The sequence below is a fragment of the Streptomyces sp. NBC_01485 genome (genome assembly GCF_036227125.1).
In the GTDB taxonomy this organism is placed as follows: Bacteria; Actinomycetota; Actinomycetes; order Streptomycetales; family Streptomycetaceae; genus Streptomyces.
The window spans coordinates 2,614,590-2,641,272 of record NZ_CP109435.1 but is presented as its reverse complement, the minus strand read 5'-3'; the positions used below and the strand labels follow the sequence as shown (position 1 = coordinate 2,641,272).

Annotated in this window: 11 protein-coding genes; 5 read left to right on the top strand and 6 right to left on the bottom strand. The window is 73.2% G+C overall.

Translation table 11 applies throughout. From position 1 onward, the window contains the following. Nucleotides 1-3: 3 nt before the first annotated feature. The 3 genes from OG352_RS12135 to OG352_RS12125 all read right to left on the bottom strand — a co-directional run bounded on the left by OG352_RS12135 (nt 4) and on the right by OG352_RS12125 (nt 14,775). On the bottom strand, nt 4-6,531 hold the full coding sequence (locus tag OG352_RS12135; protein ID WP_329216666.1) for a type I polyketide synthase: 6,528 nt from the start codon (nt 6,529-6,531) through the stop codon (nt 4-6). 12 nt (nt 6,532-6,543) lie between these two features. Beyond that, nucleotides 6,544-11,961, bottom strand: coding sequence for a type I polyketide synthase (locus OG352_RS12130; protein ID WP_329216664.1), 5,418 nt, complete (start codon nt 11,959-11,961; stop codon nt 6,544-6,546). A gap of 123 nt (nt 11,962-12,084) precedes the next feature. Continuing rightward, the gene (locus tag OG352_RS12125) at nt 12,085-14,775 is read right to left on the bottom strand and encodes an acyltransferase domain-containing protein (RefSeq protein ID WP_329216663.1); all 2,691 of its coding nucleotides are present in this window, start codon (nt 14,773-14,775) and stop codon (nt 12,085-12,087) included. A 678-nt stretch (nt 14,776-15,453) separates the two neighbouring features. On the opposite strand from OG352_RS12125, the gene OG352_RS12120 reads away from it, so the two are divergent. From OG352_RS12120 to OG352_RS12110, 3 genes are read left to right on the top strand one after another with little or no spacing between them, the layout of a single operon-like run. Then, complete coding sequence (locus OG352_RS12120) at nt 15,454-19,377, top strand: NACHT domain-containing protein (RefSeq protein ID WP_329216661.1); 3,924 nt, start codon at nt 15,454-15,456, stop codon at nt 19,375-19,377. After that, on the top strand, nt 19,374-21,638 hold the full coding sequence (locus OG352_RS12115) for a glycosyltransferase (protein ID WP_329216660.1): 2,265 nt from the start codon (nt 19,374-19,376) through the stop codon (nt 21,636-21,638). The genes OG352_RS12120 and OG352_RS12115 overlap by 4 nt, the downstream gene beginning before the upstream one ends. Nucleotides 21,639-21,663: 25 nt before the next feature. After that, complete coding sequence (locus OG352_RS12110; protein ID WP_329216659.1) at nt 21,664-22,386, top strand: hypothetical protein; 723 nt, start codon at nt 21,664-21,666, stop codon at nt 22,384-22,386. A 24-nt stretch (nt 22,387-22,410) separates the two neighbouring features. Here the strand turns inward: OG352_RS12110 and OG352_RS12105 are convergent, their stop codons facing one another. Beyond that, complete coding sequence (locus OG352_RS12105; protein ID WP_329216658.1) at nt 22,411-22,794, bottom strand: MazG-like family protein; 384 nt, start codon at nt 22,792-22,794, stop codon at nt 22,411-22,413. 48 nt (nt 22,795-22,842) lie between these two features. Then, nucleotides 22,843-23,388: a DoxX family membrane protein gene (locus OG352_RS12100; protein WP_329216657.1), complete on the bottom strand. Its 546-nt coding sequence runs from the start codon at nt 23,386-23,388 to the stop codon at nt 22,843-22,845. A 115-nt stretch (nt 23,389-23,503) separates the two neighbouring features. On the opposite strand from OG352_RS12100, the gene OG352_RS12095 reads away from it, so the two are divergent. Continuing rightward, nucleotides 23,504-23,830 (top strand): nuclear transport factor 2 family protein, encoded by a 327-nt coding sequence (locus tag OG352_RS12095; protein WP_329216656.1) that lies wholly within the window; start codon nt 23,504-23,506, stop codon nt 23,828-23,830. Between the two features lie 564 nt (nt 23,831-24,394). Further along, nucleotides 24,395-25,594 (top strand): D-alanyl-D-alanine carboxypeptidase family protein, encoded by a 1,200-nt coding sequence (locus tag OG352_RS12090; RefSeq protein WP_329216655.1) that lies wholly within the window; start codon nt 24,395-24,397, stop codon nt 25,592-25,594. 269 nt (nt 25,595-25,863) lie between these two features. On the opposite strand, the gene OG352_RS12085 is transcribed toward OG352_RS12090, so the two are convergent. Then, complete coding sequence (locus OG352_RS12085; protein ID WP_329216654.1) at nt 25,864-26,634, bottom strand: SDR family oxidoreductase; 771 nt, start codon at nt 26,632-26,634, stop codon at nt 25,864-25,866. Nucleotides 26,635-26,683: the final 49 nt, after the last annotated feature.

Here is a 26,683-nt window from a genome sequence, read left to right as displayed (position 1 = left end):
CGGTCACTGCTCGCCGGCGCCGAGCGCCAGCTCGATGAGGTCGTCCGCGTCCAGGTCGTCGACGTCGTCGACGTCGTCCGGGTCGCCGTCCGCGGCGGGCGCCGGGCCGCCGAACGCCTCCTCGGCCGGCCCGGCCAGCTCCAGCAGGGCCGCCAGCAGGCCGGACTCCCGCAGCCGGGCCGGCGGGATCGTGGCGAGCAGCCGCCGTACGTCGTCGTCGGGGACGTCCGCCGGTGCCTGCGGCGCCGGGCCGAAGTCCAGTGCGCGCAGCAGGTGCTCGCCCAGCGCCGTCGCCGTCGGGTAGTCGAAGATCAGCGTCGGCGGGAGCCGCAGACCGGTCTGCGTGTTCAGGCGGTTGCGCAGTTCCACCGCCGTGAGGGAGTCGAAGCCGAGCTCCTTGAACGCCTGGTCGAGGCCGATCGCCGTGCTCGTCTCGTGCCCGAGGACGAGGGCCGCCTGATCGCGCACGAGATCCAGCAGCAGCCTGCCGCGCTCGGCGGCCGGCCGCGCGGCCAGCCGGCCGCGCAGGCCCTGCCCGCCCGGCTCCGCGCCCGCCGGGCCGGCCGCCACCGCCCGCCGGGCCGGGGCGCCGGCCAACTGCCGCAGCAGGGGATGGACGGCGCCCGACGCGCGGACCGCGCCGACGTCCAGCCGCACCGCCACCACCGGCGCCCGGTCCGCGCCCAGCGCCGCGTCGAACAGGTCCAGCCCCTCGGCGTCGGTCAGCGCGCTCATCCCGGCCCGGCGCAGCCGCGCCAGATCGCCGGCGGCCAGATGGCCGGTCATCCCGCTCGACCGCTCCCACAGGCCCCAGGCCACCGAGACACCGGGCAGACCCTGGGCCCGCCGCTGCTCCGCGAGCGCGTCGAGGAAGACGTTGGCCGCCGCGTAGTTGCCCTGTCCCGGGGTGCCCAGCGTGCCCGCCGCCGAGGAGAACAGGACGAAGGCGGCCAGATCCATGTCCCGGGTCAGCTCGTGCAGATGCCACGCCGCGTCCACCTTGGGCCGCAGCACCGCGTCGACCTGCTCGGGCGTCAGCGAGCCCACCAGCGCGTCGTCGAGGACACCGGCCGCGTGCACGACGCCGGTGAGCGGGTGCTCCGGCGGCACCTCGGACAGGACGGCCGCGAGTGCCTCGCGGTCGGCGCTGTCGCAGGCCGCGACGGTCACCTCCGCGCCCGCCGCGGCCAGTTCGGCGCGCAGCGCGTCGGCGCCCTCGGCCGCGAGGCCGCGGCGGCCCAGCAGCAGCAGACGCCGTACGCCGTGCTCGGCGACCAGCCGGCGGGCCACCAGCCCGCCCAGCGCGCCCGTACCGCCGGTGACCAGCACCGTGCCGTTCGGGTCGAGCGCGAGCGGCGGCATGGTGAACACCAGCTTGCCGATGTGCCGGGCCTGGCTCATGTAGCGGAAGGCGTCCACGGCACGCCGGACGTCCCAGGCCGCCGTCGGGAGGGGCCGCAGCACCCCGCTGTGGAACAGCGGCATCATCTCGGCCAGCATCCGGCCGACGTGCTCGACGCCGGCCGAGACCAGGTCGTACCAGAGGTACGAGACGCCGGGGTGGTCGGCCGCGACCCGTTCGGCGTCCCGGATGTCGGTCTTGCCCATCTCCAGGAGCCGGCCGCCGTCGGAGCCGAGCAGCCGCAGCGAGGCGTCCACGAACTCGCCGGAGAGGGAGTTCAGCACGACGTCCACGCCGCGGTCGCCGGCCGCCGCCCGGATCCGCTCCTCGAAGTCCAGCGACCGGGACGTGGCGATCCGCTCCTCGGGCACGCCCAGCGCGCGCAGCGTCTCCCACTTGGCGGGACTCGCCGTCGCGAACACCTCGGCGCCCAGATGCCGGGCCAGTTGCAGCGCGGCCAGTCCCACACCGCCGGTGGCCGCGTGGATCAGCACCGACTCACCGGCGCGCAGGTCCGCCAGATCGACCAGGCCCATGTACGCGGTCAGGAACGCGACGGGGATCGAGGCGCCCTCCGCGTACGTCCAGTGCTCGGGCAGCGGCACGAGCAGCCGGCGGTCGACGACCACGACCGGGCCGAAGGAGCCACGGGCCAGGCCCATCACCCGGTCCCCGGGGGCCAGGTCGGTGACGTCCGGCGCCACCTCCAGGACCACGCCCGCGGCCTCGCCGCCCATGATGGTCTGGTCGACCACACCGAGGCCCAGCAGCACATCGCGGAAGTTGATGCCGGACGCCCGCACCGAGAACCGCACCTGCCCCGGGGCGAGCGGCGCCGACGCCTGCGGGTACGGCAGCAGCGCGACGTTCTCCAGCGTGCCCTTGCCCGCGGTGTCCAGCCGCCACGTCGAGCCGTCCGCCGGCGGCTGAAGCGTCCGCCCGGCCGCGGCCCGTACCAGCCGTGGCGCCGACAACCGCCCGTCGCGCAGCGCGAGTTGCGGCTCACCGGAGGCCAGGGCGCGGCGCAGCACGCCGCGCGAGGACTCCCGCCCGTCGACATCCGCCAGCACGAACCGGCCGGGGTTCTCGGACTGCGCCGAGCGCAGCAGACCCCACAGGGGCGCGTGCACCAGGTCCCGCGCGCTCTCGCCGTCGCCCGCCGCGACCGCGCCCCGGGTGACCACGGCCAGCGTCGCCTCGGCGAACCGTTCGTCCGTCAGCCACCGCCGCACGACGCCGAGCACACGGTGCACCTCGCCGCGCACGGCCGTGGCCGTGTCCGCCTGGGCCCCGTCTGCCGGGGCCGCGCAGGCCAGCACCACCGTCGCGGCGGGTGCGAGGGCCGCCAGCGCGTCGAGGTCGGCGCACGTCTCGAACCCCAGGTCCAGGTCGTCGAGGCCGAGGACGATCACCCGGTCCGGCCCGGTGTCCGGGAGGGGATGGCCGGCCCAGTCCACCGTCAGCAGCGGGACCCGCTCCTCGGCGCGGGCGGCCCGGAGCTGTTCCTCGCTCACCGCCCGGGTCACCAGCGACTCCACCTCGGCGACCGGAACTCCGCCCTGGTCCGCGACGGCGAGCGAGAGCCCGTCCGCGCCCCGGGAGGTGAGGCGTACGCGCAGGGTGGTGGCGCCGGTCGCGTACAGCGAGACGCCCGTCCACGAGAACGGCAGCCGGACCGTGCCGACCCCCTCGGCGAGACTGGCGTGCAACGCCGCGTCGAGCAGGGCCGGGTGGATCCCGTAACCGCCGGCCGCGTCGTGCTGCTCCGGCGGGAGCGCGACCTCGGCGAACAGCTCGTCGCCGTGCCGCCACAGCGCGCGCAGCCCCTGGAACACCGGCCCGTAGCCGAGCCCGCTCTCGGCGAGCCGCGGGTACAGCCCCGACAGATCCACCGGCCGCGCACCGGCCGGCGGCCACTGCGCGAGGTCCCAGTCCGGCCGGTCGGCGCCGGGCGACACGAAACCGGTCGCATGGCGTTCCCAGGGCACGTCGGCCGCCGCCCGCTCCGGACGCGAGTGGACGGCGACCGACCGCCGGCCGCCGTCGTCGGCCCCGCCGACCATGACCTGAAGCCGCAGGACGCCGTCCTCGGGCAGGACGAGCGGCGCCTGGAGGGTCAGTTCCTCCAGCACTGTGCAGCCGACCTGGTCGGCGGCCCGTACGGCGAGGTCCAGCAGCGCCGTTCCCGGCACCAGGGCCGTGCCCCACACGGTGTGGTCGGCGAGCCACGGCTGCGCCTTCAGCGACAGCCTGCCGGTCAGCACCACCTCGTCGTCGGCGAGGGTGAGCGTGGCGCCGAGCAGGGGGTGGTCGGCGGGGTCGAGTCCGGCGGCGCGGACGTCGGCGGTGGCGCTCGGCGAGGCCTCCAGCCAGTAGCTCTTGCGCTGGAACGGGTAGGTGGGCAGGTCGGGGTCGCGGTCGCCGGCGCCGAGGACGGGGGTCCAGTCGACGGGGAGGCCGTGGGTGTGGGCGTGGGCGGCGGAGGTGAGGAAGCGGGTCCAGCCGCCCTCGTCGCGGCGCAGGGAGCCGACGGAGAAGACGTCGGCCTCCTCCAGGACCTCGTCGATCGCGTGGGTGAGGACGGGATGGGGGCTGCACTCGACGAACGCCGTGTGGCCCGCCGCGCGTGCCGCCCGGAGGGCGTCGGTGAGGCGGACGGTCCGGCGCAGGTTGGTGTACCAGTAGCCGGCGTCGAGTCCGGCGGTGTCGACGGGTTCGCCGGTGACCGTCGAGTAGAACGGGACCGTGCCGGTACGGGGGGCGATGCCCGCGAGGAGGCGGGCGAGGTCGTCCTCGATGGCTTCGACGTGCGAGGTGTGGGAGGCGTAGTCGACGTCGATGCGCCGGGCCCGGATCTGCCGCTCCTCGCAGTGCGCGAGGAGTTCGTCGAGGGCCGGCGCGTCGCCCGCGACGACGGTGGCGTTGACGCTGTTGCGGGCGGCGACGCCGATCCGCTCGCGCCAGGGGGCGATGAGATCGGTGGCCCGCTCGTGGGGGAGGGGGAGCGAGACCATGCCGCCGCGCCCGGCGAGCTTCAGGATGGCCCGGCTGCGCAGGGCGGCGACCTTGGCGCCGTCCTCCAGGGTCAGCGCCCCGGCGACGACGGCGGCGGCGATCTCGCCCTGGGAGTGGCCGATGACGGCGGCGGGCTCGACGCCGAGGGAGCGCCACAGCGCGGCGAGGGACACCATCACCGAGAACAGGGCGGGCTGCACGACGTCCACCCGGGTCAACTGCTCACCGCTGCCCAGGACTTCGGTGAGGGACCAGTCGACGTGGGGGGAGAGCGCCGTGTCGCAGTCGGCGATGGACCGGGCGAAGACGTCGGAGGTCTTCAGGAGTTCGGTGGCCATGCCGGCCCACTGCGAGCCCTGGCCCGGGAAGACGAACACCGGACGCTCGAAGGCACCCTGCCCGGTGACGACACCGGGCGCCTCGGACCCGGCCGCCAACGCCCGTAGCCCGGCGAGCAGTTCGTCCCGGTCCGCGCCGAGGACCACGGCCCGGCTGCCGAACGCGGTGCGCCCCGTCAGCAGGGCGCGGGCGGTGGCGCGTACGTCCGACGGGCCGTCGCCGAGACGGGCGGCCAGGCGCTCGGCCTGGGCGTGCAGCGCGGCGGTGTCGCGGGCGGAGAGCACCAGCGGCACGACCGGCGCGGCAGGCTCGCCCGCAGCCTCCCCGGGCTCGGCGGGCGCCTGCTCCAGCACCACGTGCGCGTTGGTGCCGCTGACACCGAACGAGGACACGGCGGCGCGGCGGGGACGGCCCGTGTCGGGCCACTCCCGCCGCTCGGTCAGCAGCTCCACCTTGCCCGCGGACCAGTCCACGTGCGGGGTCGGCGCGTCCACGTGGAGGGTCCTGGGCAGCTCGCCGTGGCGCATGGCCATGACCATCTTGATCACACCGCCGACACCGGCGGCGGCCTGCGCGTGCCCGATGTTGGACTTCAACGAGCCCAGCCACAAAGGCCTTTGGCGGTTCTGGCCGTACGTGGCGATCAGGGCCTGCGCCTCGATCGGGTCGCCCAGCTTCGTGCCCGTACCGTGCGCGTCCACCGCGTCCACCAGGTCGGGGGAGAGCCGGGACTCGGCCAGCGCGGCCCGGATGACCCGCTGCTGCGAGGGACCGTTCGGCGCGGACAGGCTGCTCGTCGCGCCGTCCTGGTTGACCGCGGAGCCGCGGACGACGGCGAGGACCCGGTGACCGGCCCGCCGCGCGTCCGACAGACGCTCGACGACCAGCATGCCGGCGCCCTCGCTCCAGGTCGTGCCGTCGGCGGAGGCCGCGAAGGACTTGATGCGCCCGTCGGGCGCCAGCCCGCCCAGTCGGCTGAAGCCCTCGAAGGTGCCCGGCGTGGCCATCACGGTCACCCCGCCCGCCAGCGCCATGGTGCACTCGCCGCGCCGTACCGCCTGCACGGCCAGGTGCAGGGCGACCAGCGACGACGAGCAGGCGGTGTCGATGGTGGCGGCCGGTCCCTCCAGGCCCAGCGTGTAGGAGATCCGGCCGGAGGCGACGCTGCCCCAGTTGCCGCCGCTCAGGAAACCGGTGCCGTCGTCGTCCGCCTTGCCCAGGCGGGTGGCGTGGTCGTGGTACATCAGCCCCGCGTACACGCCGACCCGGGTGCCGCGCAGCGTCGCCGGGTCGATGCCCGCGCGTTCGAAGGCCTCCCACGACACCTCCAGCAGCAGTCGCTGCTGCGGGTCCATGGCGACGGCCTCGCGCGGGCTGATCCCGAAGAACGCCGGGTCGAAGTCGGCGGCCCGGTCCAGGAAGCCGCCTTCCCAGCCGGCGGACGCGCCCGGCCGCGCGCAGTCGGCGCCCTGCGACTCCCCGGTGGACCAGCCCCGTTCGGCCGGCGCCGTGCCGATGGCGTCCCGGCCCTCCGTCACCAGCCGCCACAGGGACTCGGGGGAGTCCACGCCGCCGGGGAACCGGCACGCCATGCCCACGATCGCGACGGGCTCGCGGGCGGCCTCCTCCAGCTCGGCCACCCGGCGCTGAGCCTCGCCCAGTTCGGTGGTGGCCCAGCGCAGGTGTTCGCGGAACTTCTCCACCTGCGACTGCGACGGCGACGCGCCCTTCGGTGAAGGCGACTGCTGCGACGGTGACGTCGATGACTGCGACACGTGAGCCCGCTCCTAAAAACTCTGGTGATTCGACGGAGTTCCGCTGCCGGCGGAGCGCATCTGCTGGAGAACCTCGAAGAGTTCGTCGTCGGACGCCGACGCGAGGTCCGCCGGCTGTGGCCCGTCGGGGTCCCTGCCGTCGCGGTCGTCCGCTCCCGTGCCACCGGGCCAGCGGGACACCAGGTCCAGCAGCCGGTGGGCGACCGTCTCCCTGGCCTCGGCGCCGGCGGTCTCGGCGAAGGAGGCCAGGAACGCCTCCAGCCGGTCCACCTCGGCCAGGGCCGGCCCGGCGGAGGCGGCGTCGTCCGCCGTGCCGCCGAGCTGCGCGCACAGGTGGTCGGCGAGCGCGGCGGCGGTCGGATGGTCGTAGATCACGGTGTTCGGCAGGTCGACGCCGGTGGCTTCGAGCAGCTTCTCCTGGAGGTCCAGGCCGGACAGGGAGTCGACGCCCAGCTCGGCGAAGCCCCGGTCCGGATCGATGTCCTCGGCCGTCCCCTCGCCCAGGGCCCTCGCCGTGTGCGTACGGACCAGGTCGAGCAGGGCCCGCCTGCGCTCCGCCTCCGGCATCGCCCGCACCCGCTCCGGGAAGGACGACGCCGGTGCCGGGCCGCCCCCCTCGGCGCCGGCGCCCGGCCGCCGCTCCGCCTCGGGAGCGGTCTCGGGAGCCGCCCCGGGAGTGGTCTCGGAGGTGGTCTCGGAGGCCGTCTCGGGGCCGTCCACCAGCGAGCGCAGCGGCGGCAGGAGCCGACCGGCGGCGTTCCGCTTCCGCACCTGCGCGAGGTCGAGCCGCAGCGCGACGAGCACCGACTCCTCGACGGTCTCCTTCCGCAGGCGGGCGGCGTCGAAGAGAGCGAGAGCGTCCCCGGTGGCCAGGGCACGGACACCGTCCTGGCCGATGCGCGCCCAGTCCGCCTCCGTCAGGTCGCCGGTCAGCGCGCTGCGTTCGGCCCACGGACCCCAGGCCAGCGACAGACCGGGCAGGCCCTGGGCACGCCGGTACCGGGCGAGGGCGTCGAGGAAGACGTTGGCCGCCGCGTAGTTCGCCTGCCCGGCGGCGCCGAAGACGCCGGACACGGACGAGAACGTCACGAACTCGGCGAGGTCCAGCCCGCGCGTCAGCTCGTGCAGATGCCACGCGGCGTCCACCTTCGGCCGCAGTACGGCGGCGAGCCGGTCGCCGGTCAGCGAGGTGAGGGTCCCGTCGTCCGTCACGCCGGCGGCGTGCACGACGACGGTCAGCGGGTGCTCCTGCGGCACGCCGTCCAGCACCGCCGCCACGGCGTCCGCGTCGGCCACGTCGCAGGCCACCACCGTGACCTCGGCCCCCTGCGCGGTCAGTTCCGCCGCCAGCTCGGCGGCCCCGGGCGCCGCTTCACCGCGCCGCCCGGTCAGGACCAGGCGCCGGGCCCCCCGGGCGACCAGATGCCGGGCCACCAGCCCGCCCAGGGTGCCGGTCCCCCCGGTGATCAGCACGGTGCCGTCGGGATCCACGGCACGCCCCGGTGCCTTGCCGTCCCGCTCGTACTCCGCTTCCGCCACCTCCGCCAGGCGCGGCACCCACAGCAGGCCCTCCCGGACGGCGACCTCCGGTTCCTCCCGGACGGCCCGCAGCGCCCGCGTGAACACCTCCGGCGCCGGAACCTCGCCGTCGCCGAGGGACAGCAGCCCGAACCGGCGCGGGTGCTCGGTGCGCGCGGTGCGGATCAGCGCGCGTACGGCGTCGTCGACGAGGGCGGCCTCGCCGACCCGCTCCCGCACCACCGCCACCAGCCTGCTCGCGCCCAGCGCCGGCTCGGCGAGCCACGACTGCAGCACGGCCAGGACACCGGCGGTCGCCGCACGCACGGCTCCCGGCACATCCGCGTGGTCGCCGTCCGCAGTGACCGGCAGCAGGACCACGTCCGGCGCGGGCGCCCCGGCGGCGAGCGCCGAACCGAGGGCGTCGAGAGCGGAGTACCGGGCATCGACGGTCACCGGCAGCGCGTCCGGCTCCCCGAGCGCGGCGACCGGTTCGGCGTCGCCCGGCAGCCCGGACCCGGCGTACGGCATCCACCGGCTGCGCAGCAGCATGCCCGCGCCGGCGGTGTCGGCCGGTCCCCGGCCCAGGGACCTGAGGTGCAGCGCCGCCACCGACGCCACCGGCACCCCGGCCGCGTCGGCGACCTCGATGGACACCGAGACGCCGGTGCCGTCCGTGCCGGGCGCCGGACCGTCCACGAGCGCGAGCCGCACCCGCAGCCCGCTCGGCCCGGCGGCGCCCGCCGTCGTCGTCCCACGCCAGGTGTACGGCACCAGCCGCCGCTCCAGCGCCTCGGGGCGCGCCGCATGCCAGGCCTGGAGCCCGGCGTCGAGCAGCGCCGGGTGCAGTCCGTAGAGCCCGGCCTCCGCCTGCGTCCCCTCCGGCAGGGCGACCTCGGCGAACACCTCGTCGCCGCGTCGCCACACCGCCCGCAGGCCCTGGAACGCGGGCCCGTACACGATCCCGTGCTCCTTCGCCCGCCGGTGGAAGTCGTCGATGTCCACGCTCCGGGCCGCCGCGGGCGGCCAGGTGACCAGGTCGGACCGGCGCGCCGCCGCGCCCGCGCCGCCGTCCGTGTCGTCCGTGTCGAGGGTTCCCGTCGCGTGGCGCGTCCACGGCTCGTCCGGACCGGGCCGCGACGACAGCGTGAGGCGTCGGCGGCCCGTGGCGTCCGCGTCGGTCAGCCGGAGCCGGATCGCCCGGCCCGCGCGCGGATCGGCGGCCAGTTCGAGCGGGCTGTGCAGGGTCAGCTCCGCCACCCGGTCGCAGCCGGCGTACGCCCCCGCCCACCGGGCCAGCTCCAGCATCGCCGTGCCCGGCAGCAGCATCCGGCCCGCCACCACGTGGTCGGCGAGCCACGGCTGAGCGGCCGTCGACAGCCGGCCGGTGAACAACAGGCCGCCGTCGTCCGGGAGTTCCACGGTCGCACCGAGCAGCGGATGGTCCGCGGGCGCGAGCCCGGCCGCGACCGTGTCGAGCGTGCGGGGCCCGTCGTCCAGCCAGTGCCGACGCCGCTGGAAGGCGTACGTCGGCAGGTCGGCCGGCGGGCGGCCCGCCAGGCTCAGGTCGGGGAAGGCCGTGGGCCAGGCCACCGTCGTGCCGCCCACGTGCAGCCGGGCCAGCGCGGGCAGCAGCCCGTCCGCCCCGCTCGCCCCGCCCACCGGCGAGACGACGACCCGCGCCGCGTGCCCCTCCAGGGCCGCCGTGAGCCGGGGCGCGACGGCCGAGTCGGCCCCGACCTCCACGAACAGCGCGTGACCGCGCGCGCTCAACGTGCGGACGGCGGCGCCGAGCGGCGTCGAGGACGTCCCCAGCAGCGGAATCCGGCCCTCGTCGGCCTCCACCCCGGTGCCGTGCGCGGCCGCCCGCGCGCCCTCCTCCAGCGACATCGCGCCGGACACACAGGCCGCCGCGATCTCGCCGACACCTTCGCCGACCACCGCCGCGGGCCGTACGCCGTACTCCTCCCACACCCCGGCGAGCGCCACCAGCACCGCCCACCGCACACCCGGCTCGGACCCCGGGAAGGCGCCGCCGCGCAGCGCGTGGTCGCCGACCGCGGCCAGCGCCCGCTGGCAGTGCGCCAGCCGCCGGGAGAACGTCGGACAGGTCAGCACGAGCCGGGCCGCCCAGTCGAGATCCTGCGCCAGACCGTGGTCGGAGAGCACCAGGACGGTACGGCTGTCGGCGGTGACCCGGCCGTGGAACACCGCGGGCGACGGCCGGCCCGCCGCCAGCGCCGTCAGACCCGCGAGGAGTTCGTCCCGGTCCGCGCCGACGACCACCGCCCGGTGCTCGAACACCGACCGGCCGCGCGCCAGCCCCGCGCCGACCTCCGCACGCGTCACCTCCGGATGCGCCGCCACATGGGCCGCCAGCCGCTCGGCCTGCGCCCGCAGGGCGTCGGCACTGCGCCCGGACAGCACCCACGGCATCCCGGTGGGCCACGTCCGCGTCTGGTCCGCTTCCGAGAGCGGTCCGGAATCGGCGCTCCGCTCCGGCTGCTCCAGCACCACATGCGCGTTGGTGCCGCTGACGCCGAACGCCGAGACGCCGGCCCGGCGCGGGCGGCCCGTGTCCGGCCAGTCCCGGGCCTCGGTCAGCAGCTCGACCGCGCCCGCCGACCAGTCCACCTTCGGGCTCGGCGCGTCCACGTGCAGGGTGCGCGGCAGCACGCCGTGCTCCATCGCCTTCACCATCTTGATCACGCCGGCCACCCCGGCGGCGGCCTGCGGGTGCCCGATGTTGGACTTGACCGAGCCGAGCCACATCGGCCGGCCGGCGGGACGGCCCTGGCCGTAGGCGGCGATCAGGGCCTGCGCCTCGATGGGGTCGCCCAGCTTCGTGCCGGTGCCGTGCGCCTCCACCGCGTCCACGTCCGCGGGCGACAACCCCGCCTGGTCCAGGGCCTGCCCGATCACCCGGCGCTGCGCCGGCCCGCTCGGCGCGGTCAGTCCGCTGCTCGCACCGTCCTGGTTGGCCGCGGAACCGCGGATGACGGCGAGGACCCGCCGGCCGTTGCGCCGCGCGTCGGACAGCCGCTCCAGCAGCAGCATCCCGACGCCCTCGCCGAGCGACGTGCCGTCCGCGGCGGCGGCGAACGCCTTGCACCGCGCGTCCGTGGCCAGCCCGCGCTGCCGGCTGAACTGCACCAGCCACTGCGGCGACGCCATCACCGTCACCCCGCCCGCCAGCGCGAGATCGCACTCGCCCGCCCGTATCGCCTGCGCGGCCTGGTGCAGGGCCACGAGCGACGAGGAGCAGGCCGTGTCGATGCTGACGGCCGGTCCTTCGAGGCCGAGCGTGTACGCGACGCGGCCGGACGCCACGCTGCCCGTGCTGCCGCCGGCGAGATAGCCCTCGAACTCGCCCGGGGCGTTGCGCAGCCGGGCCGCGTAGTCCTGGTAGAAGACGCCCGCGAACACGCCGGTACGGCTGCCGCGCAGCGACGTAGGGTCGATACCGGCCCGTTCGACGGCCTCCCAGGAGGTCTCCAGCAGCAGTCGCTGCTGCGGGTCGGTCGCCAGCGCCTCCCGGGTGCTCATCCCGAAGAACGCGGGATCGAAGCCGGCCGGATCGTCCAGAAAGCCGCCTTCCCGGACGTAGACCGTGCCGTGCCGCGCCGGATCCGGGTCGTACAGGCGCTCGTCCCAGCCCCGGTCGGTCGGCAGCGGCGAGATGACGTCCCGTTCCTCCGTCACCAGCCGCCACAGGTCCTCGGGGGACTCGACCCCGCCGGGGAAACGACAGGCCATGCCGACGATCGCGATCGGCTCACGGGCCGATTCCTCGACTTCCCGAAGCCGCTGCCGGGTGTTGCGCAGGTCGAGGGTGAGCCGCTTCAACGTGTCCACGACCCTGCTGTCGCCGGTCGCAGCGCCGGCCGTCCCGTTCTTCGCACCGCTCGTCATGGTGCCGTGACCTTTCCGTGTGCGTGGGGGGAGCTTCCCGATGGCGTACGAGGCGTTCGCAGAGGTCTACGGCCGGGTCGCCATGTCAGGACTTGTGCAGTTCGTACGTCACTTGTGCGTTCGCTACTTGTGCAGTTCGCTGTCGACGATGTCGAGCAACTCCTCCAAAGACGCGCCCTCGAACTCGTCCTCGTCGTCCGGGGCCGACCGCTCCAGCCGCTCCAGCCGCTCCAGCAGGTCGCGCAGCCGTGCCGTCACGCGCTCCCGCCCGGCAGCGTGCTCGGGGCCGTCGCCGTCGTCGTCGCGCAGCAGGCCGGAGGCGAGCAACTCGGCTTCCAGGGAGTCGAGTCGGGCGAGGAAGGCCGGTTCCCGGCCCTGGTCCGCGCCCCGCCCCGGACCGTGCTGCGGACCGTGCTCCGGCCGGACGGTCAGCAGCTCGCCGATGAGGTCCGCGACGGACGCGGGAGTCGGGTGATCGAAGACCAGCGTCGTGGGCAGCCGCAGCCCGGTGGCCTCGTTGAGCTGGTTGCGCAGCTCCACGGCCTGTATCGAGTCGAAGCCGGACTGCAGGAACCCACGATCCAGGGCGACCGCGTCCGGGTCGTCGTGCCTCAGCACCCTCGCCACGTGGACCCGCACGAACTCCTCGACCGCAAAGGCCCGTTCACCCGCCGTGAGACCGGCGAGGGACAGCCCCCCGGTGCCGGTGCCGGCACCCGTGCCCGGTGCACCACCGGTCGCGGCCGTCGGGACGGCCCCGGGCTGCCGGTCCGTCCCCTCGGCGCCGAACGGATACGTCGGCAGGGCGATCCGCCGGGCGCCACGGCCCCGGAAGACGGCGCCCCAGTCGACGGCGACCCCGCGCACGTAGAGCTGCGCCATCGCCGTCAGCCACTCCGTGACCCCGTCCTGCCCCCGGCGCAGGGTGCCGACGAGGCCGGACGACGCCGCCGCCCCGTCGCCCGCTCCCGCGCCCGCAGCGATGTCCGCCAGCGTCTCCGCCACCCCACCGAGCAGCACGGGATGCGGGCTGACCTCGAGAAACGTGCGGTGACCTGCCGCCCACAGGGCACGTACGGCCGTCTCGAACCGCACCTCGGAGGTGAGGTTGCGGAGCCAGTACGCGCCGTCCAGCCCGGTCGTCTCGAACTCGCCGCCGGTGACGGAGGAATAGAAGGGCACGGCGGCGGGGGCCGGCGCGATCGCCGCCGTACCGGCGAGGAACGCGGTGGTGTCGACGGTCACGCCCGGCGTGTGCGCGGCGAGAGCGAGGTTCAGCCCCTTGACCTGTACGCCCTCGGCCGTGAGCATCTCGACGACTTCGGCCACGGCCGCGCGCTCCCCGCCGAACAGCACGGAGCGCGGACCGTTCGTACCGGCGAAGTGGACCCGGCCGCGCAGGTGCCCGGCGTCGAGCAGCGGACGGAGTTCGCCGGGCGACAGGGCCGCTGCGGCCAGTGCGCCCGTTCCGACCGCCTCCGCCTGCATCCGGCTCCACAGGACGGCCACCCGTGCGGCCTCGTCCAGCGTCAGCGCACCCACGACCTGCGCGGCGGCGATCTCACCGAGGCTGGCCCCGAGGGCGACCGCGGGCTCCACACCGCAGGCGCTCCACAGCGCGGACAGCGACACCCCCACCGCGAGCAGGACCGGCACGACGACGTCCACGTCCGTCAGGGCCGGCGTGCCCGGGGCACCGCGCAGTACATCGTGCAGCGACCACGGAACGAGGGGGTCGATGGCCCGCGCGCAGTCCTCCATCCGGGAACGGAAAACGTCGGAGGCGGCCAGCAGGTCGAGCGCCATGCCCGGCCACGGGGAGCCCAGCCCGGGGAAGACATGGACCGCGCGTCCACCGCCCTCGACGCTCGCACCGGGTGCCGTACGGAACAGCAGCGGGGCGAACCCGCCCTCGGCGACTGCCCGCAGCCCGCGCACCGCCTCCTCCCGGTCGGTGGCGAACAGCACGGCCCGCCGTCCGAGGCCGGTCGTACGGGTCGTCGCCAGCGACCACCCCACGTCGGCCGGCGACAGCTCGGCGTCGGCCTCGAAACGCGCCAGCAGACCCCGGGCCAGCGCCGCCACGGCGGCGTCGCTCCGCCCGGACAGCACGAGCGGCACCAGCCGCCCGGCCAACAGCGCGGGCCCGCCGTCGGGGGCGGCAGCAGGGGCGGGCGGAGCGGCGGAGCCGAACGCCTCCGCCGCCGCGAGCACCCGCTCACCGGCCCGTACGGCGGTGGAGCCCCGCCGCAGGACCGCGACCGCGCCCGTGACGGAACCCGCCACAGCCACGTCGCACTCCCCGCGGCGCAGCCGCTCGGCGGCCGACTCGACCGCCGCCCGCGCCGGAAGTCCCGCGCCGAGCGTCACCCGGGGTCCCCGCGGCCAGCCGAGATCGCCCCCGACGGCCGCCGCCAACCCGTCCGAGCCGCCGACGTCCCCGTCCCCGGCCTCTGTCTCTGCTTCCGCCTCTTTCTCCGCCTGCACGAGAAACACACCCACATCGGCGTCGCGCAGCGAACCGGGAACGATCCCGGCGTCCTCCAACGCGGCCCACACCAGGTGCAGCGCGCCGAGCCGCTCGCGGGACGCCCCGCGCACGGAGTCCCCGAAGAACGCCGCGACCCCGTCGGGCACCGGGCGCACCCGCACGCCGACCTGGCCGGACCCGTCCGGCCAGCGCACAGCCTCGGGAGCCCCCTCCGGGGCCGCCAGGCCGACGATCACGATCGAGGTGTCCGCGGCGTCGGCGTCGGCGTTCGTGTCGACGCCGGTGTCATGGTCGGGCTCGGGCCAAGGAAGTCTGCTGGTCACGGCGTGATCGGCCTTCTCGTCACTGGTCTCGTCGTGCGTGCGGATCGGACGGTTCCGTCCGCAGCCGCTGTCGCCGGCTCTCGCACGCTGCGCTGACGCTTGCTCGCTCGCCAACACCCTGACGCCGACCGCTTGACCAGACCTTGAGACTGGCTCGATGTCACCGGTCACCGAAGCCGCCACCCGGCCGAGCCAGCCGACTCCTCAGGTGCCCGGCGGCTCCGACAACGGCGGCAACGCCGCCTCCTCCACCCCCGCCCGCAACAACTCAATCCACCGGCTCGGACGCGAACCGCCCCACATACACGATGAACGCCGCCGCACAGCCCGACTCGGCTGCCACTCTCTCTCCCGTTTCCGCATCCCGATCTGGACATTGAGCTACATGCGAAGCCGTGCAAGCGGTATGAAAGACGTGTCCTTGGTCTGGCCGAGGTCGCGGAATCGGGGGGCTTCATGTTGGTCAGGCAATCCCTGTCCACGTATCGCGTCGTTGGCGCGGTGGTAGCGACCAGCTTCGCCAGCATCGCCAGCACCGTCATCCTTGCGCTGTTCGGCAGAGGTGGCGGCGGGTGGGCCTTTGTCGTTGTCGCCGGCTTTGCCGGATTCCTCGGCTTGGCCGGCGGCACGGCTGCGGCGCGAATGGGGTGGAAAAGTGGGAGTTTCTCATCGCGGTACTTGCAACACGTCGTAGGCCTCTGCCGCCTGTCCGGTTCCGGCAGTACGACAGGAACGAAGACACATGGGTCCGTCCTTCCCCCGAGGGACGAGTTCTTCGTTGACATTCACGTCACAAAGGCCGGGCGGACCGGGCAACAGCCGATCACGCACTGTCTGGGCGCATCGAAGCCCGCTGTCCTGACGCTGGTCGGCGGTCCGGGGGCCGGTAAGACGACCCTGCTCAAGCAACTCGCTCTGAAGGCCGCGGAGGGCGAACTGAAGTCACCGCGAAGCATTCCGGTCCTGCTGCAGTTACGGGATCATGCCCACGACATCGCCGACACCCCCTGGATCACGCTCGCAGATGTCATTCATGCCTCCGTTCGTGAGTCTCAGGGCGGGAGCCGGGTCGGCTGGTTCCAGAGAAGGCTGGACGACGGCCGGTGCCTGGTACTCCTGGACGGACTGGACGAGGTCGCCTTCGCGGAGCAGCACGCGGTGTCCCTCTGGATCGCGGAACAAGTGGCACGCCATCCGGCCAACGACTTCCTGATTACCTCCCGCGCCCTGCCCGCCCCCGAGTGGCCCTCGGAGACTGCCCAGAGACTGACCTTGCAACGCTTCACGGACAAGCAGGTCGCCGAGTATCTGGAGCACTGGCTGCGTGACAATTCGGGGCTCGTCAGCCGTCGCGCGAAGGAAAACGCTCGCCTCGACACGCGCAAGATGCTGGACGCGCTGCGCGCCCGGCCCGACCTGTTCGAACTGGCGAGAAACCCGGTGATGCTCAGGCTGCTGACAACCCGTTACCGCTTCACCGGCCAGCTGCCCAGCAGCCGCACCGCGGTGTACGGCGAGTTCGTCGAGTTCCTGCTGTCGCGCCGCCAGTTCCGAGTGGCGGGCTCTCCCGAAATATCACCGGTGCGGGCACAGCGGGTCGTCCGGGTACTGGCGCTGGCCCTGACGGAAGACGGAAGTGAGCAGGCGTCCGAGGCGAAGTGCGCGCGGATGATCGAACGTGCGCTGCTCAGGTCCGGCTCCATGGACCCGGAACGGTTCCTGCGGCTGATGGTCGAGGACGGCATCCTCGTACGACCCGGCAACGGTATGTACGCCTTCGCTCATCGCGCGTTCCAGGATTACCTCGCCGCGGTACAGATCGGTGCCCAGGGATCGGTTCGGCTGCTCGTCGAGCACATGGAGGATCCCCGGTGGCGCGACATCATCCTCACCTGGGCATCCTCGGCGGACGCGAGCCCCTTCATCGAGGCGTGTCTCACGCGCGGTACCGACGAGGCGCTGGACCTGGCTCTGGCCTGCGCGGAGGTCACTCCGCAGATCGAGCCGGAATTACGCTCGCTGCTGCCCCGGCTGCGTCGTCCGCAGCGCACCGTTGGGGCGACGACGGGCACGCTGACCGCGTTCGTCGAGAAGGAACACTCGGCTCCTGCGGCCGAACTGCTGCGGAGGGCCCGCGATCAGCACCGGCCGGTCGGCCGGGAGGACATCGCCGGTCTGCTGACGCGAGCGGAATCGCGCCCGGCCCACGAATGGTCCGAGGCCGACGCCTCCGCCTTCCTGTCGGCCGCGGTCCTCGCCACCGAAGCGGCAAGGCACGGCGAGGCGAGCGGCTACCGCTTCAAGGGGCTGATCGCCCTGGGATACGCCATGCGTGGACAGAGCCTCGCGTCCTCCCGGGACCTGTGCCTCGCCGCGCTGCGGGACCTGGACCGGAAGCGGCCGCGCATGGCCGATGTGCGCCTGGCCTGCCTCGCGTATCTCGGCTCCACTGCGGACCCTGAGGTTGAGGCCGAGGTCGAACGGGCCCTGCGCGCCTCCTGCCGGGAGGCGGGAGCCAAGGCCTGCGGACTGATGGTTCCCCTGGTGGCCGCTCACAAGGGGGCCGCCCGACTGGTCGTCAACGCCTTGCGCGCGGATGAGGAGCTCGCCCGGCAATTCGCCGACGACCTCGGCACCGATCCGGCCGGTGCGACGACCACCACCGGCTGGGAACCGGCCATCGAGAAATGGCACCGCGCACGCCGGGACCTCGTGCACCAGTTCTGCGGGCTGGCTCAGCTGGCATTACGCAAGGAGGTGCTGCTGCACGCCAGGGAGCGAGTGGCCGACTGTCTGAAGGAGCAGGTGACCGAGACGCTCGAACTGGAGGGACTCGCCCGGGCGCTCGACCGGCTCGACCACTTCTTGCGACACCGGCAGTTCGACGAACGGGATGCGGCCCTGCGCGCGGCCGCGCGGTACGCGGGGGCGGTGCGCGCTGCCGTCCGCGGTGCTCCGACGGACCTGTCCGTCGAGCTCTCCGAACCCGCGGCCGCCCGGATCGAGACCCTCGTACACGACGAGAGACGCCTGCTGGCCAAGCGGCATCAGCCGCAGCCCGGGATCCACGAGGCCCTGCCCTCGGCCCGCCTCGTGGGCAGGATCGTCACCGTGCCGGTTGAGGTGGCCAACGAGGACGAACGCAGTGCTCCCATCGAATCGGCGTGGCTCACCGCCACCGGCGATCCGGCACTCCTCATTCAGGGGAACGGGCGGACCGAGGTGCCCGCGCCGGTGAGCGGCGGCGCGGCCACGACCGTTCTGCTCCGGCTGGAGCTCACCGAGACCGCACAGGACGCCACCGAGATCGAGGTGGAGGTGACTCTCCACTACCGGCCCCGCGACAGCGAGGACGATGCGGTTCGGCAGGCACGTCTGACTGTCGCGGTGGACAGGGACCACACGCCCGTCGAGCCCAACCCCTTCACGGCCGGTGACTCGGGCAGCCCAGTGGACGATCCCGACATGCTCTACGGCCGGGACGAGCTGATCGACAAGATCCTCACCAGACTTCGCGGTGCGTCCAAGCCCGGGGCGGGCATCGCGCTCTTCGGCCAGAAGCGCACCGGCAAGTCCTCCATCGGCGTGGAGCTGATGCGGCGGCTCAGAGTGGTCCACGGGCTCCCCGTTGTCGATGTCGGGAACCTGGGCGGGCTGACCCCGCAGCAGAAACGCAACACCGACCAGGGCACATTGCTCGGCACGCTGCTGTGGCGGATCCTGGAAGGCGCCGACAAGACCATCACGACCGGGCCCAGGCTGATTCCCGACGGCTTCGACCGCGAGGCGCTGATCGAGAGTCCTGATCCGGTCGGGGACTGCACCGGTCTGTTCGACCGCTACCGGACCGCCCGGCCTGACAGTCCGCCCTGGGTGGTGTTCATCGACGAATTCCAATACATGGACCAGTGGATCCGCGATGAGCTGGTGCATCCGTCCTTCATGCGGACGTTCAAGGCCATCATCGAGCGCCGGCTGTTCCACCTCGTGCTGGTCGGCCAGACACATCTGGAACGACTTGTTGAGGATGACCCGAACGCATTCGGAGTCTTCGGCCTCGAACGCGTCACCTGTCTCGCGGAGCCCGACGCCCGGGCGCTCATGCAGCAACCGGTCCTGCTCGACACTCCCGGGGGCCGGGTCAGCCGTTATCACGACCGGGCCCTTGACGAGATCCTCCGGCTCACCGGCGGGAACCCCTACTACATCCAGAAGATCTGCTACGGGCTCGTCCAGCACATGAACAAGGAGCACGCCAGCATGGCCACGGACGCCGACGTGCGTCAGGTCACGGCGCATCTGCTGGACACCCTGCGGCGAGGGCACTTCGACGGCCTGGAGTCCCCCGACGCCGGCGACCCACGCTGGACGGCCCCTGAACTGCGTGCCGCCCTGGTCGCCGTGACCCGGGCGTGTCACGACGGGCCCGCATCGAGGGAAGCGATCCAGCGGTGCCATGAGGGACCTCTTGCTCCCGAGCTCCTGGAACATCTCGTCTCCCGCGAGGTCGTCCGACAAGTAGGCGACCGGTACCAGTTCGTCGTAGGTCTGTACGAGGAGTGGCTGCGGCGGTACTTCGCGGCCCCGGAAGGACGCCCATGAGCACAGCGAATCCCTACGAGGGCGTGGGCGGCGTGCCAGCCGCCGACGGTTTCGTCGAACGAGCCGAGCTGGTCAGGACGATCGAGTCGGTGTGGCGGAGTCCGGGACGTCTGGGGAACCTGAGCGTCCTCGGCCAGCACCGGTTCGGCAAGACCAGCGTGGTCGAGCAGGCGCTGCGCCGGATCGACCGGGTCGACCTGGCGGTCGTCCGGGTCTCCGTGGTCGAACTGGACTCGGTCTTCGGGCTGTTCCGCACCCTCACGAGTGAGGTCACGGCGAAGTTCCCGAGCATTCCCGATCTGGACCGGTTCAACACCACCGTGCGCAACGCGCGCGGTTGGTACGACCTCGAGAACGCGGTGACCACCTATTTCGAGGCGGCTGGTCGCCGGGGGATCCATGTCCTGCTGGTCCTGGACGAATTCGACCGCGCCCCCTGGGTCCTGGTAGACCTCTCCGCCTACCAGCTCCTGCGCTCGTTGGTCAGCGAACCCCGCTACTCCGTGGGGTTGGTGACGCTGTCGCGTCGTTCGGTCTTCGAGATCGAGGCGGACGCGGCCGGGGGATCGCGGCTGGACGGCGTCATGTCCTCCCAGTTGTACGTCGGTCTTCTGGAACCGGTCGAAGTAGCCGAACTGCTGGACCTGGCCGGGGCCGTCGGCGTCGATCTCCACGCGGTCGAGTCCGAACTCCTCGCCCGCTGCGGGCGCCATCCCTACCTCTTGGGGATCCTGTGCAGACGTGTGGTGCACGAGTTCGCGGAGACCGGTGAGGTCGACGTACGCAAGGCCCACGAGCTGGAAGCCGCGTCGTTTCACTCGTACTTTGACCGGCTCATCGAGGAGGTAGACCTCGACCTGTCCGGACGGGGCACAGCGCTGCTGCATGCGGTCGCCTCCGGCGGGCCGGTCTCCGCTCTTCACGCCGAGGACGTGCAGGACCTTGTCAACAAGGGCGTACTCATACGCAGGGACGACTCGGTCGGGTTGTTCTCTGACGAGCTCGCGGCATATCTGCGGTCGGCGACCGTCGGCACGACGGCGCCCCGACCGAGTGCTGCCGCTCGGTACCGGTGCACCGCCCTGGTCGTCGCCACCGAATGGTCTTCCGCACACGGCGGCCTGAGCACGTTCAACCGCGAACTCTGCCTCGCGCTCGCCCGCGAGCGGGTTCGCGTCGTGTGCCTGGTGGTGAACGCCACCGATGACGAGGTGGGCAAGGCGAAGGCAGCCGGCGTTACTCTTCTGCGGAGTCGGCCGGTCGACGGGGCGGACGAGATGGCCAGCCTGATGCACCGGCCGCAACTGCCCGAGGGTGCGGTCCCCGACCTCGTGATTGGGCACGGCCGGATCACCGGGCCGGCCGCCCAGGTGCAGGCGGCGATTTTCCCGTCGGCGAAGAAGTTGCACTTCGTGCACATGGCCCCGGACGAGACCGAGTGGCACAAGCCCGACCGCCAGAACGATGCCACCGTGAGCGCCGACAACCGGACGTGGATCGAGGTCCGTCTGGGCCGAGCCGCGGATCGGCTGGTCGCGGTCGGGCCCCGGCTGCACGGCCGGTTCCGCGGTTACTTCGCCGGGCGCGACGACACCGATGCGCTTCGCTTCGACCCAGGCTTCGACCTCACCGACCCACGACCGCGCAAGACGCCGGACGGGAACCCTCTCACCGTCCTGCTCATGGGCCGCACCGAAGACGCCGAGCTCAAGGGCCTCGATCTGGCCGCGGCGGCGTGCGGCCTGGTTGCGGACTGGCGGCACAAGGCACGGAGACGACCGGTCGAACTCGTGGTCCGCGGCGTCCCCGAGGAGGAGGCGGAACAGCAGAAGCGAAAACTGGACGAGTGGGCGGCCAACCCGAAGCTGAACATCGTGCCGCGGCTGTACACCACTGACGAGGAGCGGCTCGCAGACGACCTCATCCGGGCGAGCCTGGTCATCATGCCGTCCCGGGCTGAGGGTTTCGGCCTTGTTGCGCAGGAGGCCATCGTGGACGGCACCCCGGTGTTGGTGAGCGAGGCGAGCGGGCTCGGCATGCTCCTGAGGGAAGTACTCGGCGACGAAAGGGCGGCGTCGTGGGTGGTGCCCATGTCGGGCGACCTCGACTCCGACATCCAGACCTGGGCCCGCGAGATCGACAGCATGCTTTGGAGGAGCGAGCAGAAGTTCGGGGCAGCCGAGGCACTCCGCGTCGATCTGGCCGAGCGACTGCCGTGGTCGCGTTCGGTCGACGGGCTTCTCACCGAGATCGGATTCTGACAAGGGGGCAGCGATCTACGCACTTGTGGTCAACGTGCTGGTCGGACTGGTGACCAGTCTCATCGGCGGTGCGGTCGTCTGGCTCTGGGAGCGGGGGAAGAACGCCCGTGTGCTGCGGGGCAAGGCTGACTTCTTCGGCCTCGTGCCGGGTGAGACCTGCCTGGTCGTCATCGGTAACAAGTACAACGTGAAGGGCGCCGCCACCCACAAGGAGATACGCGCCATCATCGAGGTGGCGATGCTGGCCAGCCAAGTCGGCTGCGAAGTCGTCACGGAGTCCAGTGACGACTTCCGGGGCAGCAACGACGGCCGCACCGAGTACTGCATCGGAGGCCCTCTGGGCGAGGCCAACGTCCGCACCGGCGGCCATCTGGCGGCCCATCTGCCCGGCGTCGGCATCGTTCCCTACGGTCCCGGTCCCGACGCGGCGGCCATTGTCGTGGGGGAGCACCGCTATCTGTTCGAACACGACCACGTGGAACACACCCTGGTGGCCAGGTTCACGCCGCCGGAGGCCACGCGCCCGGTCGTGCTCATCTGCGGGCAGAGCTCTCTGGCGAATCAGGCCGCCATTCACTACCTCAAGCGGAACTACCGGGAGGTCGCCGGGCGCCTCGCCTCGGTCGAGCGCTTCTGTGTCGTCCTCAAAGTCTCGGACATCGCTACTTATGGGTTCCAACGGGCGAGCTTCGCGCGCGATGTGACACGGGAGGCCTTCGCACCGGGAAGCGGCGCGCCGCACACGTGATGCGCCCCGCCGCGGATCCGGAGGTCATTGGGCCTTCGGGGCCAACGACCGCTCGGCCACCCTCCCCAGATGCCGCACGAACACCGCCTCCGGCTCCGGTGTCAGGGTGCGCAGGGCCACCAACGCCGTGATGACGACGTCGCACAGCTCGCCCTGGACGTCGTCCCAGGTGTGGGTGGTGCCCTTGCGGGGGTTCTGGCCCGTCGCGCCGATGGCCGCCTGGGCCACCTCGCCGACCTCCTCCGACAGCTTCAACATGCGCAGGAGCAGCGCCTCGCGGCCGTCGCGCGCCTGGTTGGCGTCCAGCCAGGTCCACAGGGCGTCGATGGTGGGCCAGAGGTCGGCGGCGGCGGCGGGGGCACCGGGGGTGGTGGCCGCGGTGGGCTCGGGCTGGTCCTGGGTCGTCATGGGCGCAGGCTGCCAGGTCACGCCCGCACTCGGTGACTACTCCTCTGACTACTCCTCGAACAGCGCCTGCTGTTCGCCCTCTTCGCGCCTGCGCAGGCGCTGGTTGCGCAGGCCGACGACCGTCGCCGTGGCCGCCGCCGTCGCGCCGAGGGCGACCGGGACCATCCAGCCGCGGTCGAAGACGTGGCCGAGCGCGTGGTCGAGGGAGAGGCGGCCGGGGCCGGTGACGGCGAGGCCCGCGGCGGCCAGGCCCAGGGTCGCCGCGTACTCGTAGCCGCCCTCGGCGTTGAAGAAGCCGTTCGGGGCGTGCACCGCCGCCGCGCCCGCCATTGCCCCGGCAGCCGCCGCGCCCGCCGCCGGGGTGGCCAGGCCCAGGGCGAGGAGCACGCCGCCGCCCGTTTCCGCCAGGCCCGACGCCGTGGCGCTCGCCTTGCCCGGCGCGTAGCCGACGGACTCCATGAACTGGCCGGTCCCTTCCAGGCCGTGTCCGCCGAACCAGCCGAAGAGCTTCTGCGCGCCGTGCGCCGCCAGCACTCCGCCGGTGCCCAGCCGGAGCAGCAGCAGGCCCAGGTCACGTCGGTCGAAACACGTCACGGTGACTCCCTCATGGACGTCTGTGTGTCCACCGTCGCACCCCGCACACCCGTCCGGCCCGTCCTGGACGCCGTTCGGGTGGCGGGGGCCGGACGGCGGTGTGAGTCTGGCTGGCATGTCGATTCAGACAGCCAGACTCAGCGACCCCGCCGTCCGCGCCTTCGTCACCGCCGTCAACGCCCATGACGAGGGGGCCTTCCGCAGCCTCCTCACCCCCGACGCCACCATGGCGGACGACGGCTCCGACCGTGACCTCGTCCAGTGGATCGAGCGGGAGATCCTCTCCTCCCACGGCCACATGGACGTCACCAAGGAGTCGGACGGCGGCCGGGCCCTCATCGCCGACTACAGCAACGACACCTGGGGCGAGATGCGCACCAAGTGGAGTTTCACGGTCGAGGACGACGGGCGGATCTCCCGGTTCGAGACCGGGCAGGCGTAGCAGCCTCCCCGAGTCGTCCCGAGCGTTCGCCGTGCCGCATCCAACGGGCCAGCCCTGGCTGGCCCGTGGGCCGGTGTGGGTTCGGCATGCCGTCATCGCTCATGTGTGCCCGCTGCCAGATCTCGTTCCAGCCGTACGGGGTCTCCGGCACGAGCCGGCGCCGCTGCCCGCACGGACATGGCACCGGTGCCCACGCGCACCCACGGCACAGCTCGACCCAGCCGTGCCCGGTCGAGTTCGGCTCCAGCGGTCCCTCGTCCCCGCAGGCAGGGCAGCCGGGGAGATCGGCGCCGTCCAGAATCACGTTCTGCCGCCGGACGTACCCGGACAACCGCAGCGGCGGGTGGCGAAACGGGTCTTCGTACCAGGCGCGGTCCGGGCCCTCCCACCTGCTCCGCAGCCACCACGGTCGCGGGTTCGCCACAGCCCGCCGCCCGGCCCGCTTCTCCGCCCGGCGCTGCGCGGCGTACTCCTCCGCCCGCGCGAGCCACAGCACCCGCGCCTCGTGCAGTTCCTCCACCGCCCGCACTGGTGCGTCCGGGTGCGGTCTTGTACGGTCCCGCAGTGCACGCATCCTCGCGCTCGTCCCGGCACCTGCCCCCGCGCTCGTCCCCGCGCCCGTCCCGGCGTTCCCTGCTGGCCGTCGCGGCCACCGCACCGCTCGCAGCGCCACTGGCCGCCCCGTCGCGCGCGGGCACCGCCGCCCCGCCGGCGAAGCTGACCGCCCGGGCCTGGCTGCTCGCCGACCACGACAGCGGCGAGGTGCTCGCCTCCTACCGCCCGCATCTGCGCGTCGCGCCCGCCTCCACGCTGAAGATGCTGTTCGCGGACACCCTGCTCGGCAGTTTCGAGCGCACCGAGCGGTACACGGTGACCGACGCCGACCTGGCCGGCGTTCCGTCCGGTTCCAGCCTCGTCGGCGTGAAGGCCGGGATCACGTACACCGTCGAGCAGTTGTGGCAGGGCGTGTTCCTGCGCTCGGGCAACGACGCCGTGCAGGTGCTCGCCCGGATGAACGGCGGCGTCGCGAAGACGGTCGCCGAGATGCAGGCGAGGGCGGCCGACCTCCAGGCGCTGGACACCCACGTCGTCAGCCCCGACGGCTACGACCACAAGGGCCAGCTGTCCTCCGCCTACGACCTCGCCCTGTTCGCCCGGCACGGCCTGAAGAACGCCGACTTCCGCGCCTACTGCGGCACGCGGACCGCCCGCTTCCCGGCCGGCGGCGGAAAGACGTTCGAGATCGAGAACACCGACCGGCTCCTGTCGGGCACGCTCGGGGTGACGCCGTACCCGGGGATGATCGGCGTCAAGAACGGCTACACCAGCAACGCCGGCAACACCTTCACCGGTGCCGCGACCCGGGCCGGCCGCACCCTCGTCGTCACCGTGCTGCATCCCGACAGCGGCCACAACGCCGTCTACGAGGAGACGGCCACGCTGCTCGACTGGGGCTTCGCGCAAGGGAGTTCGGCACGTGCGGCCGGGACGCTGGCCGAGCCGTTGAGCGAGGGCGGGACGCGGGTGTCACGCTCCGGAGAGGGCGACGGCGACGCGCCGCACGCCGGGTCACAGGCCTCGTCGGCGGACGACGGCTCGCGCGGTCCGGGCGGCTGGGGTGTGCTCGGCGGGGCCGGGGGAGTGGTGGCGCTGGCGGCGGGCGCTGCGTACGCACTGCGCAGGCGTCGCGCCGCCCGCCGCGCCGGCGGGACGCCACCCGCGGAGGCTTCCGCGGACAGTTCCGTGGAGTCCTCCGCGAAGTGAGCGTGTGCGGCATGCGGCAGTCGTCCCACGGCCCGGTGCGTATCTCGCGGTCCCTCGCGGTCCCAGCGAGATCCACCCCCACCCGGTGCCGTGGGACGGCTGCCCTTCCCCCCTCGGGCATGGTTCATGGTTGCGACTTGTGGAACTTTCGTGCCTCAAGTGTGAAGGTCTTGTGCAGACGGGTCGAGCATAGGGCCGCTACCGGCGGCAATGGGCCGGATGAACAGATTCCGCTTGTGCAGGTTGGGGGCCGCCTCGGCCCGGCCGCCTCAGCCCCGTCCCACGTACGGCATCGCCGTCGCCAGCACCGTCACGAACTGCATGTTCGCCTCCAGTGGCAGTTCCGCCATGTGCCGCACCGTGCGCGCGACGTCGGCGACGTCCATCACCGGTTCCGGCGCCGTCTCGCCGCTGGCCTGCAACGCGCCCGTCTGCATCCGCGCCGTCATGTCGGTCGCCGCGTTGCCGATGTCGATCTGGCCGACCGCGATGCCGTACGCCCGGCCGTCCAGCGACAGGGACTTGGTCAGCCCGGTGAGGGCGTGCTTGGTCGCCGTGTAGGGCGCCGAGTGCGGGCGGGGCGTGTGCGCCGAGATCGAGCCGTTGTTGATGATGCGTCCGCCGCGCGGGTCCTGCTCCTTCATCTGCCGGTACGCCCCCTGTGCGCACAGGAACGCCCCGTTGAGGTTGGTGTCCACCACGTGCCGCCAGGCGTCGTAGGGGAGTTCCTCGAACGGCACCCCGCCCGGCCCGAACGTGCCCGCGTTGTTGAACAGCAGGTCCAGCCGCCCGAACCGCTCGCGTACGGCGTCGAAGAGGGCCGTCACGTCGTCGGGGTGTGAGACGTCCGTCCGTACGGCGAGACTCGCGCCCTCGGGCGCCAGCGCGGCCGTCGCCTCCAGGGTCTCGGCCCGCCGCCCCGTCAGCGCCACCGACCAGCCCGCACGCAGCAGTTCCACGGCCACCGCCCGCCCGATCCCGGAACCGGCCCCCGTGACGACCGCGATCCTGCCGTGTTCGGCACTCTGCTTGGTATTCATGGGGCGGCAGCGTACGACAGGCCGGAATGCGTCGTCCGGCATGCGGAAC